The organism is Bradyrhizobium sp. INPA03-11B (assembly GCF_040446015.1).
GTDB lineage: Bacteria > Pseudomonadota > Alphaproteobacteria > Rhizobiales > Xanthobacteraceae > Bradyrhizobium > Bradyrhizobium macuxiense_A.
Window position 1 is genome coordinate 76702 of sequence record NZ_JASGSR010000026.1, and the last position, 10362, is coordinate 87063.

The following is a 10362-nucleotide window of genomic DNA, read 5'->3' on the forward strand; positions in this document are numbered from 1 at the left end:
GCGTTCGACGCGCGTCAGCGGGCCTCCAGCGGACGCAGCTTCTCCACCTTGCCCTGGGTTTCGACGAGCAGTTGCCTCATGAAGTCCTTGTTGCGCTTCAGCCAGGGCTCCAGCGTTTGCCGCACGTCGCCCGGCGACTTCTTCTCGATGGCCTGCGCGAGCCGGCTCTGAAACGTCCCCCAATCCTTGAACATCTCCTTCAGAAGCGCATCGTCGGAGATGTTGATCGTCGACTTGATGTCGCCGACGGTTTCGAGCTCGCGCATGTTGCCCTGTCGCAGGATCGAATCGAGGTTTTCCAGGCATTCGTGGTAGCGCTGCAGCAGGTCGTCCCATCGCTTGGCGCTGAAGTCATCGTCGAGGTCCTCGACCGCGTTGTAGAGCGGCTCGAGGAACGACCATCGGAAGCGCCGTGCCAGTCGCAGCAGGATCGACAGGAAGACGATGTCCTTTGGCATGTTCTGCGCAACCATCAGCCTTGGGTCCTCGCTGAACGGCGGCATCGGCACGAAGATGATGACGACCGAGAACGGCGTGTTGTCGAGATATTCGAGCCGGGCGATGACCGGCTGATACAGCTTCAAATCGCGGAAGATCGGACTGAGGACCTGCTCGCGGCTGCGTCGGCTGGCGATATCCACGTCGGAGAACGAGTTCGCGACATAGCTCGTCAGCTCGTCGAGCCAGGCGCCGCTGTCGTAGCGGTTCTGCGCGCTGAGCAGGTCCTCCCAGTCAAGGCCAGCCGTATCGGGACCGGACAGCAGCGTGGTGGTGGCGGGATCCGCCTCCAGCCTGGCATCCGTCAGGAATCCGCGCGCCCGCTCCGCGGGCGGCAATGCCTTCAGCGTATCGGCCTTCTGCCGGAACGACAGCTCGTCGCTGAACACGACGCGAAGCCGCAGGCGAAACAGCTCTTCCGGGCGGGTGATCTGCATGAATTGCGCGTGCAGATCCTTCACCGCCTCGTTGAAGTCGCGGGCATGATTGGCGTTCAGTTTCGGCCGCAGCGGTACGGGACCGAAGGTCGGCCGGACGAACAGATCCTCGAGAAACCGCCGCACTTCGTCGTCGCCGATCCCGTAGAACTCGTTCTCCGCCAGCATCGGAAACGAGGGTGAACTATCGACCGAGAACCACAGCACCTTTGACGTGAGCTTCAGCGCGCGCTTGTAGCCGTCGAACTGGGAAATCTCGGACGCGCACCACGTCCAATTATGTTCGGCGTTGGTGTGGATGAAGATCAGGCAGTCGGCCTTTGCCGTGTTGTCGATCATCCATTGACGCCATTCCGCGCCGCCGGGAATTTCCTCGCAGACAAAGCATTCCACCGAACGCTGTCCGTCCAGGCTGCTGAGATATTCGAGCCGAGCCTTCAAGAGGCGCGCGAGAAATCTGTCTTCGGCGCGATGGCTGATAAAGACCGAGAAATCGTTTGGCATGGCAAAATCCGATCTGCATGAATCTTATGCGACGGCTGGCCGTGACTCGTCGGCCGGATGCCGCGGCTGCACGTCCCGCCGCGGACCGATGATAGCCTGTCTCTGAAAATTGCGATCGCCGGCCGGGAAAAAGAAAAGCCGCCTGCCAGTGAACTACCTCACTATACCTTAGGGTGTATCATGTGCAACATGCGCAGGGAGCCGGCGCGATGCTCGTCCTGCTCCGGAATGAACTGACTAAAATTTTTCGAAAGCATCGGCCGATGTGCCGACGTGAACACATCGCTTCATTGCATGCCCCGGCGCCGTACGCGCGCGGGCGCGACCAATTGAGCCTTCGGCCGTGATCGGTCGGCCGTATCGAGATCAGCAACCGTCATAGTCGGAGGGCCAGTCATGCCGAAGACGAAGCAGCAGCATCTCGATCGTGACGCTGGGCCGAAGCGGATATTGGCACTCGACGGTGGCGGTATTCGCGGCATCCTGACGCTCGAATATGTCGGCGCCATCGAGGCGATGCTGCGCAAACGGTTCGGCAAGGATGATCTCCTGCTCTGTGACTATTTCGATCTGATCGGAGGCACCTCCACCGGATCGATCATCGCGGCCGGGCTTGCCTGCGGGATGACCGTGGACGCTTTGAAGAAGCTCTATCGCGGGATCGGCACGGACATCTTTCAGGAATCGTTCTGGCGGCGGGGACTGCTGGCGCCGAAATTCAATTCCGACGCCTTGCAGCACGCGCTCGATGCGCAGCTCGGCGCCGACACGGTGCTCGGCGGCGATCACGTCCGCACCGGCCTGATGATCATGACCAAGCGGCTCGACACCGGCAGTCCCTGGCCGCTGCACAATCACCCGGACGCGCCCTACGCCAAGCAGGACGGCGCGTTGCGGCTGACGCAAGTGGTTCGCGCCAGCACCGCGGCCCCAACCTATTTCAAGCCCGAGGAGATCAAGATCTCCGCGCGCGACGGTCACACGGTCAGCGGCGCCTTCGTCGACGGCGGCGTCAGCCCGTTCAACGATCCGGCGCTGCAACTGCTGATGCTCGCTTCACTTCATGGCCATGGTTTCCGGTGGCATGGCGGCAAGGACAAGCTCCTGCTGATCTCGGCGGGGACCGGCGTATTCAAGTCGACATTCTCGACCGACCAGATCGTCCACATGCCGGCGGCGGAACAGGGCGTGCGGTCGCTGCAATCGCTCATGGACGATTGCGGACGGCTCAATCATGGCATGCTGCAATGGCTGACAAACTGCCTGACGCCATGGCCGATCGATCGCGCGGTGGAGGACATGGCCGCGGACAGCCAGGGCGGACCGCAACTTGCGACCTATGCGCGCTACAACGTGCTGCTGGAGACGGGCTGGCTGAAGACGACGGTCGCCATCGACCGGACGCCGGAGGCGCTGGCAAAGATCGCCGCGATGGACGACCCGAGCAACATGGACGAGCTCGCCGCGATCGGAGCGCTCGCCGCGAAGGTGCAGGTCAAGCCGGAGCATTTCCCGCCGGCCTTCGATATCATTTGATGCCGCGCAGCGCGGCGTCCTGACACTGGGTCCCGGCTTCGACAGGAGATTCGCCTTCAGCTAAGTTTGTCATCGAGACACAATGATCCAATCATCAGTCGGGTGTCACGATGACCACGGACCAACGCGCCGGATCACCTAACATAGTGGTTCTCTTCAGCGGTCATATGATCGATGCGCCAGATCGAAAAACGCCTCGCTTTCCACCGGACAAGGAACCTGCCGCGGCTGCTGCGATCGCCGACGCGCTTGCGAAGATCGGCGTCGCCAACGGCGACCTCGCGATATGCGGCGGCGCCTGCGGCGGCGACCTGCTGTTCGCGGAGGCTGCTCTCGCGCAAGGCATGGGGCTTGAGATCTACATCCCGTTCGACGAGCCGACCTTCCTTGCCGGCTCGGTCGATTTCGCCGGCGGCAATTGGCGCGCGCGCTATCTCGCGGCGAAATCGCGCGCGACGCTCCACGTCATGCCGGACGAACTCGGCCCGCTGCCGGCCGGCGAAAACGCCTATGAACGCGACAATCAATGGATGCTGGAGCGGGCCGCCCGGTTTGGCGACAAAAAGCTCGCCTTTGTCTGCCTGTGGAACGGCGAAGGCGGCGACGGTCCCGGCGGCGCCAAGCACCTGATGGATGAAGCGGGGCGCAAGACGACGTGGGTTTACTGGCTGGATACGCGAAAATTATGGGACTGAAGGGATTGCGATATGCCGTCGTGTTTCATGATCATGCCTTACGGCCGCAAGCCGACCCAGGCCGAGTCCAAGCTTGGTCCGGCCGAAATCGATTTTAACGCGCTGTGGGATCGCGGCTACGTTCCGGTGATCAAGGAGCTGGGCTATGAACCGGTTCGCGCTGACCAGGACACCGGTGCGCTGATCGTCGGCCAGATGCTGGAGCGGCTCTATTTCGCCGACCTCGTGCTGGCGGACATGACGATCCCGAACGGCAACGTCTATTACGAGGTCGGTATCCGCCATGCGGCGCAGAAGACCGGTTGTGTTCTGCTTGCCGCCGACTGGTCGAAGCAGTTGTTCGACGTCGTGCAGATGCGCACCGTGCGCTACCCGCTCCCCGAGGGCAACATCTCCGACGACACCGCAGCCGGTCTCCGGCCCAGGATCAAGGAGGGCATCCTGTCGCTCCGCGACGGGCTCTCGCCGATGCCTCAATCGATCCCCGGCTATCCCGAAGATGTCGATCCGACGAAGGCGACGACGACCAAGGAGCAGCTCGCCGAACTCGCGGCGTTCCAGACCAAGGTGCGCGAGGTACGCGCCGCGCCGCACGCCGAGCGCATGCAGCGCGCGCAGGCGCTGATCGCCAGCGAAGGCATGCCGCCCGCGACCTATCCGATTGCGCTCGCATTGCTGCTGCTGTTGCGTGACAGCGTGGACAAGACCACGGACTGGAGCTGCGTCCTCGACTTTGCGGCGGGCCTTCCGAACAAGTTCAAGGACGTCCCCGAAATCCAGGAGATCCGTGAATTCGCCGCCGCCTATGCCGGCAACAATCTCCAGGCCATTGCGGCGCTTGAGACGCTGATCAGGACGGCGGGGCCGACACCCGAGCGCCTCGGTCTGATGGGCGGTCGCTATAAGCGCCTGGCGAGAGCTGCCACATTGGCCGTAGACAAGCGGCAAGCCCAGGCGAAGGCGATCGAATATTATGAGCAGGGTATGCAGATCGACCTCAACGCCTATTATTGCTCGAGCAACCTGCCGCGTCTTTATCGCGCGCGCGCCCGGGCAGGTGACGAGGAGCGTGCGCTGACCGCGTTGCGGCTGACGATCGCCGCTTGCGAGCGCGCCAGACGGCTTCAGGTCGGCGACGAATGGACGCGTCAGACGTTGCTCGCCGCGGCTTTCGACCTCGGCGATCCCGACAAGGCCGACGAACTGGCCGACGCGGTGATCGATGAAGGCCCGGCAGCATGGAAGATCGACAGCGTGCTCGGTGACCTCGAGGCCAGCGTCACGCAGGTCACCGACGCCGCAAAGCGTGCGCGATTGTCCGCCGTCATCGACAAGATTAAGGCGGCCTGATCGCGCGCTTCTTGCATGTCGGCCTCAGCCCAGGCGCATCGACAGTTCGACGTCGCCGCCGAACGGCGTCGAGATGTAGCCGTTCGCCGGCGAACGCACCCGCGCCAGATAGTCGGGACTGTGGTCGGCATTGTCGGCGACGATGAAGGCACCCGGCTTCAGGCGGCTCTCCACGAGATCGAGGATGTCGGGATAGAGCGCCTTGGCGCCGTCGAGCAGCACGAGATCGATCGCATCGGGCAGACCCGTGCGCAGCGTCTCGAGCGCATCGCCTCGCGGATCTCGACCAGGTCGTCAAGCCCGCCGACGACGAGATTGGCCCGGGCGCGCACCGCCTTTGACGATTCGAACTCGCTTGTGATCAGCTGGCCGCCGCCGTTGTCGCGCAGCGCCGCGGCAAGATGCAGCGTCGAGATGCCGAACGATGTCCCGAACTCGACGATGCTCCGTGCCCGCGTGCCGCGCGCCAGCATGTAGAGCAGCGCGCCGGTCTCGCGCGAGACCGCGAGCGGCACATTGTTGAAGCGGCCGTACAGTGCGCGGTAGTCGGTCCTGCTCCGCATCAGGCGCGTCCGTTCCTCGCCGGAAAGGTCGGCCACTGCGAGCTGGGTTTCCTCCACCGCGGCGGAAGCTTGCGCGAACAGGCGGTCGAGCAGGCCTGCGAGTTGGGGTGAGGTGAGGGTCGTCATGTAGGTCTCCGGTCAAAACGGCGCGTCCTTGCGCCTCGCCAGAAATACGAATAATTAGTCGCATTCGCTAATCGCATTCCCCAAGACGTCCATGACCGAACGGCGAACCTCTTCAATTTCCTCGCGAAAACAGCCGCAACAGGCCCGCTCGACGGAGCTCGTCGCGGCCATTCTCGATGCTGCTGTTCAGGTTTTGACCAAAGAGGGCGCGCAGCGCTTCACCACGGCGCGGGTAGCCGAGAAGGCCGGCGTTAGCGTCGGCTCGCTGTATCAGTATTTTCCGAACAAGGCCTCGATCCTGTTCCGGCTGCAGAGCGACGAGTGGCGGCAGAACATCAGCCTGCTGCGCGACATCCTCAAGGACGCCGCGCGGCCGCCATTGGACCGGTTGCGCACGCTGGTGCACGCCTTCATCCGCTCCGAATGTGAGGAAGCTGCGGTGCGCGTTGCACTCAACGACGCCGCGCCGCTCTACCGCGATGCACCCGAAGCCCGCGAGGTGCGGGCCTCCGGCGAGCGCATCGTCGAGACCTTCATGCGCGAGGCGTTACCGAAGGCGTCCGATGCGGTGCGCGCGATGGCGGGCGATCTGATCACGACGACGCTCAGCACGGTGGGCAAGGATTTTTCGGAGAGCCCGCGAAGTCAGGCCGAGATCGAGAGCTATGCCGACGCCATGGCCGACATGTTCTGCGCGTATCTGAAGAGTCTCGGAAAGCGCTGACGGTTCAGAGATAGTGCCTGGCGACCAACAGGAACCCGAGCACGCCGCCGGTCACAGCGAAAACAGTCACGCCATTGCGGAAACTGACGTAGGCGGCTGACCAATAGGAAGCAGTCGTTGCGACCGCCGCGGCTTTTTTCGGTTTCTGAGGCAAGCTGGTGCATTCCTGAAAAAGCGCCGCCACCTGGTCAACTCAGGTGACGGCGCCCGTCTGAGGGCTTCAGGGCGAAACCCCGACAGAGCGTAGGCCGCGATGATGAACGGTTCGTATACCGCTCGGCGTCGCACGCACGGATGTCAGCGCTGAAGCGAAGTTCCCTAAAACTGGGCGTAGGCGTTGCGGAACGCGATGGCGCCGGCCAGTGAGCGCGGCCGCGTGCGCACGGCGTGTCCATCGTTGCCGCTCTGCACGATCCACTGGCCGTTCTCGTGACCCACGATCTTGCCGACGTGATGACGCCAGACGACGATCGCGCCGACCGAAGGGCCGCCCGCATTGGTGCCGTATCGCGCCCAGGATCGCGCGAGATTGTATTGCGGACCCGGATCGCCGCCGACCTGCGTGCGCATGAACCATCCGCACCACGCAGCGGGGCGACCGGAATGTGCATAATGCCGATGATGGTGATGACGGCCGCGCGCTTCAGCAGCAGACGAGACGAAGGCCAAGAGCACGGCGACAGCCGCGAGAGTTTTACGCATTACAAAGTCCTCTTGTTGTTGGCAGACCATCCTGGTTGTGGGGGGAGGCGCAGCGATGATCTGCGATTTGGTTGCGAAGCGACCGCATCGGCCGGACGACGCAAAACAGAGGCGGGACGTGGCCCGCCCGGGCCTTTAAGAAACGGGCTATGGCCAAAATATGACGGCATTTTCCGTCAGGCGGTCGAGATCTTGCCGAAGACGTCGGATGCGGGCCATGCGACGGCCGCCATGTTCTGCGCCCGCCTCAACAGCCTCGCGCAGCGCTGAGGCCGTCGGTGCAATTTGCACTGCACGTAGCAACGCGTGACCGCATGGCCTCAAATCCCATGCCGATTTGGTTTCGCCGGACGCGCTTCGCGCTCGCAGCCAAATCGCGGCGGCGACACGCGACACAGGACACAGCGGTTGATCAGCCTCCGTGATCGGTTGGGGTCGATCGCGTTCGCCTTGCTTTGACGAGTTGACGCGAGACGGGTGTGGCGTCGGCCGTCGCTCGTTTCAGATGGCCGAGGGCGCGCGGGCAAGGCGTTCTATTCCCGCGCTGAACGTTCAGTAAAACACAGTACTAAACATCGAGCTGAGCCTTTCCTGGTGTTTTCCATCATCCGGCGTTGCTGCAGTGCGAGCGAATGGCTCGAGCATACGCGCTCAATCGGCCCTTCTTCGCGGCTCCCAAGAATCCGGCTTGACGGGTTCCTGAATTTAGTAATACGTTTAGTATTACAAGAACGATAAACATCACGCATCGAGCCGATGTGTGGGAGGAGCCCAGCCATCCGGACCGCAATGTCCGGACGCGTTTCGTCTCGCTCTCCATCATCGCTCATCAACTCGGTTTCGGAGTGTCGGCGTCAATCCGGCAGGATGCGCCGAGCGGGTCAGGTGCTTCAACGATAGGGAGGAAATGGATTATGCGAACATTGAGATGGTTGCGTAGTACGGCGGCGTCCGCGGTCGTTGCGGTTGCTGCACTCGGAGTTCTCGGCGGCGGGCAAGCCGCGGCACAAGGCAAGCAGCTCACGCTGTGCTGGGCCGCTTGGGATCCCGCCAACGCGCTGGTCGAGCTGGGCAAGGACTTCACCAGGCAATCCGGCATCGAGATGAAATACGAGTTCGTCCCCTGGACGAGCTATGCCGATCGCTTCCTCAACGAGCTCAACTCCCACGGCAAGCTCTGCGACCTGATCATCGGCGACAGCCAGTGGATCGGCGGCGCCGCCGAGAACAAGTGGTACGTCAAGCTCAACGACTTCTTCGACAAAGAGAAGATCTCGATGGACGACTTCGTCCCGGCGACCGTGGTCGGCTACTCGCAATGGCCGAAGAACACGCCGAACTACTGGGCGCTGCCGGCGATGGCCGATGCGGTGGGCTGGACCTACCGCAAGGACTGGTTCTCGCGGCCCGAGATCCAGTCCGCGTTCAAGGCCAAGTACGGCCGCGACCTGGCGCCGCCGAAGACCTATGACGAGCTGAAGCAGATCGCCGAGTTCTTCCAGGGCCGCGAGATCGACGGCAAGAAGGTCTACGGCGCCTACATCTTCACCGAGCGCGGCTCGGAAGGCATCACGATGGGCGTGACCAACGTGCTCTACAATTACGGCTTCGCCTACGACAATCCGAAGAAGCCGTACCAGATGCAGGGCATCGTCAATTCCGCCGACGCGGCCAAGGGGCTCGAGTTCTACAAGGAGCTCTACAAGTGCTGCACCGCGCCGGGCATGACCAACGCCTACATGCAGGAAGGGCTTGATGCCTTCAAGTCCGGCCAGGTCGCGATGCAGATGAACTGGTTCGCGTTCTTCCCCGGCCTCTACAAGGATCCGAATGTCGGCGGCGACAAGATCGGCTTCTTCGTCAATCCGGCCGGTCCGAAGGGGCATTTCACGCAGCTCGGCGGCCAGGGCATCTCGGTGGTGGCAACCTCCGACCACAAGGACGATGCGCTCGCCTACATCAAGTGGTTCGCGCAGCCTGCCGTGCAGCAGAAATGGTGGCAGATCGGCGGCTACTCCGCGCTGAAGGCGGTGGTCGACGCGCCCGACTTCCCCAAGAGCGCGGCGTTCGCGCCGCAATTCCTGGAGTCGATGGGGATCGTCAAGGACTTCTGGGCCGAGCCGTCCTACGCCCAACTGCTGCTCGATATGCAGAAGCGGGTGCATGACTACGTCGTTGCCGACAAGGGCACGTCGCAGCAGGCGCTGGATCTCCTGGTCAAGGACTGGACCAAGGTCTTCAAGGAGCAGGGCAAGGAAGTCGCCTCGCAATAGAAGCCCGCACGTCACCTGAACTGGCTTCCCCGAGGGCCGCCCCGGGGAAGCCGAACCAGCCCAGCCGATGGACACGATGACGACGATCTCGCAACCCGATCATGCTACGATGCCAGGCGTGAGCACGCCTGCCAAATCCCGCGACGCCCGGCGCGTCCGCGGCCTGTCGGACCGGGCCATTGCCTGGCTGTTCGTCGCGCCGACGATCGCGCTGCTGCTTGCGATCAACATCTTTCCGCTGATCTGGATGATCCGGCTGTCCTTCACCAACCTCAACCTCAGCATGTCCTATCTGCCGCTGCGGTTCGTTGGCCTCGACAATTTCAGGGACATCCTCACCGACGAGGACGTCTGGTTCCGGCTGCAGACCACGGCGCAATTCGTGATCTCGTCGGTCGTGTTGCAGGTGGTCGTCGGGTTCGGCCTCGCGCTCCTGATCAACCGTCAGTTTCGCGGCCACAGTTTCTGGACCACGATCATCCTGCTGCCGATGATGCTGTCGCCGGCGGTGGTCGGCAATTTCTGGACGCTGCTGCTGCAGCCGCAGATCGGGCCGTTCAATTACCTGATCAGCCTGTTCACCGGCGTGCCGCCGAGCTCGTTCAGCATGACCGGGCAGGTGTCGCTGGCGCCGTGGACCATCGTGCTGGTCGATACCTGGATGTGGGCGCCCTACGTCATGCTGATCTGCCTCGCAGGGCTGCGCTCGATCCCCGATTACATCTATGAGGCGGCGGAAGTCGATCGCGCCTCGGCATGGCGGCAGTTCTGGTCGATCACGCTGCCGATGACGGTGCCGTTCCTGATGCTCGCGGTGCTGTTCCGCGCCATCGAGAACTTCAAGATGTTCGACATGGTCAACCTCTTGACCTCGGGCGGGCCGGGCTCGACCACCGAGCTAGTGTCGATCTCGCTGAAGCGCGCGGCGTTCGAGAAGTGGCGCACCGGCTACTC

The 10362-nt window shown here is 63.0% G+C and carries 10 protein-coding genes and 1 pseudogene; 7 read left to right on the forward strand and 4 right to left on the reverse strand.

The window, feature by feature from the left end; translation table 11 throughout:
• Positions 1–14: 14 nt before the first annotated feature.
• Positions 15–1439, reverse strand: coding sequence for a toll/interleukin-1 receptor domain-containing protein (locus QMZ05_RS13860; protein ID WP_353701250.1), 1425 nt, complete (start codon positions 1437–1439; stop codon positions 15–17).
• A 396-nt stretch (positions 1440–1835) separates the two neighbouring features.
• Here QMZ05_RS13860 and QMZ05_RS13865 point away from each other — a divergent pair, with 396 nt between their 5' ends.
• The 3 genes from QMZ05_RS13865 to QMZ05_RS13875 all read left to right on the forward strand — a co-directional run bounded on the left by QMZ05_RS13865 (position 1836) and on the right by QMZ05_RS13875 (position 5020).
• A complete protein-coding gene (locus tag QMZ05_RS13865; protein ID WP_353701251.1) occupies positions 1836–2975 on the forward strand; it encodes a patatin-like phospholipase family protein in 1140 nt (379 codons plus the stop codon).
• A 167-nt stretch (positions 2976–3142) separates the two neighbouring features.
• On the forward strand, positions 3143–3670 hold the full coding sequence (locus QMZ05_RS13870; RefSeq protein WP_353701252.1) for a hypothetical protein: 528 nt from the start codon (positions 3143–3145) through the stop codon (positions 3668–3670).
• A gap of 12 nt (positions 3671–3682) precedes the next feature.
• A complete protein-coding gene (locus QMZ05_RS13875; protein ID WP_353701253.1) occupies positions 3683–5020 on the forward strand; it encodes a tetratricopeptide repeat-containing protein in 1338 nt (445 codons plus the stop codon).
• 24 nt (positions 5021–5044) lie between these two features.
• On the opposite strand, the pseudogene QMZ05_RS13880 reads toward QMZ05_RS13875, so the two are convergent.
• A pseudogene (locus tag QMZ05_RS13880) lies at positions 5045–5709 on the reverse strand (class I SAM-dependent methyltransferase).
• A 91-nt stretch (positions 5710–5800) separates the two neighbouring features.
• Between QMZ05_RS13880 and QMZ05_RS13885 the strand changes: the two are divergent.
• Complete coding sequence (locus tag QMZ05_RS13885; RefSeq protein ID WP_353701254.1) at positions 5801–6433, forward strand: TetR family transcriptional regulator; 633 nt, start codon at positions 5801–5803, stop codon at positions 6431–6433.
• 4 nt (positions 6434–6437) lie between these two features.
• Here QMZ05_RS13885 and QMZ05_RS13890 read toward each other — a convergent pair whose 3' ends face one another.
• Positions 6438–6617 carry a hypothetical protein gene (locus QMZ05_RS13890; RefSeq protein WP_353701255.1) on the reverse strand — a complete coding sequence of 60 codons (180 nt, stop codon included), beginning with the start codon at positions 6615–6617 and terminating at the stop codon, positions 6438–6440.
• A 134-nt stretch (positions 6618–6751) separates the two neighbouring features.
• Positions 6752–7003: a hypothetical protein gene (locus tag QMZ05_RS13895; RefSeq protein ID WP_353701256.1), complete on the reverse strand. Its 252-nt coding sequence runs from the start codon at positions 7001–7003 to the stop codon at positions 6752–6754.
• Positions 7004–7045: 42 nt separating this feature from the next.
• Here QMZ05_RS13895 and QMZ05_RS13900 point away from each other — a divergent pair, with 42 nt between their 5' ends.
• The 3 genes from QMZ05_RS13900 to QMZ05_RS13910 form a co-directional block, all read left to right on the forward strand.
• Positions 7046–7405 (forward strand): hypothetical protein, encoded by a 360-nt coding sequence (locus QMZ05_RS13900; protein WP_353701257.1) that lies wholly within the window; start codon positions 7046–7048, stop codon positions 7403–7405.
• Positions 7406–8049: 644 nt separating this feature from the next.
• Positions 8050–9408 carry an extracellular solute-binding protein gene (locus tag QMZ05_RS13905; protein ID WP_353701258.1) on the forward strand — a complete coding sequence of 453 codons (1359 nt, stop codon included), beginning with the start codon at positions 8050–8052 and terminating at the stop codon, positions 9406–9408.
• 109 nt (positions 9409–9517) lie between these two features.
• Positions 9518–10362, forward strand: an 845-nt coding sequence (locus QMZ05_RS13910) for a sugar ABC transporter permease (protein ID WP_353701259.1), incomplete at its 3' end; no start/stop codon positions are given.